The 506-nt window shown below is 69.0% G+C and carries 1 protein-coding gene; it reads right to left on the bottom strand.

Going from position 1 to position 506, the window contains the following annotated elements:
- A partial coding sequence (locus C9414_RS21210; RefSeq protein ID WP_142398102.1) for a molybdate ABC transporter permease subunit occupies positions 1 to 433 on the bottom strand: 433 nt, incomplete at its 3' end.
- Between the last annotated feature and the right edge of the window lie 73 nt (positions 434 to 506).

Genomic DNA, 506 nt, shown 5'->3' on the forward strand with positions numbered 1-506 from the left:
CGCGCCAGGCCAGCGGCAAGGTAATGCGGAAGAACACCGCCGCCTCGGAAACCCCCAGCGTGCGCGCCGCCTGCTCCAGTTGCCCGTCCACTTCTTCGAAGGCCGCCCGCGCCGGCTTGAACACCAGCGGCAATGACGCGACGGCGGCGGCGATCACCGCCGCCTGCCAGGTAAATACCAGATTGATGCCGAACCACGACTGCAGCCACGCACCGATCGGGCCGTTGCGCCCGATCAGCACCAGCAGGTAGTAGCCCAGCACGGTCGGTGGCAGCACCATCGGCAGGGTCAGCAGCGAATCCAGCAGCTCGCGCCCGGGGAAGCGACGGCGGGCCAGCAACGCGCCCAGCGCCACGCCCAGCACCAGATTGATCGCGGTGGCCCAGCCGGCCACCTTCAGCGACAACCCGAGCGCACTCCAGTCCAGATCCATGCTTCAGGGCTTGCCGAACCCGTGCCTGGCCAAGATCGCCTGGCCCTGTGCCGAGCGCACGAAGGCGGCGAAG

It is taken from the genome of Bacillus sp. Nf3 (assembly GCF_003028545.1).
Lineage (GTDB): Bacteria > Bacillota > Bacilli > Bacillales > Bacillaceae > Bacillus > Bacillus safensis.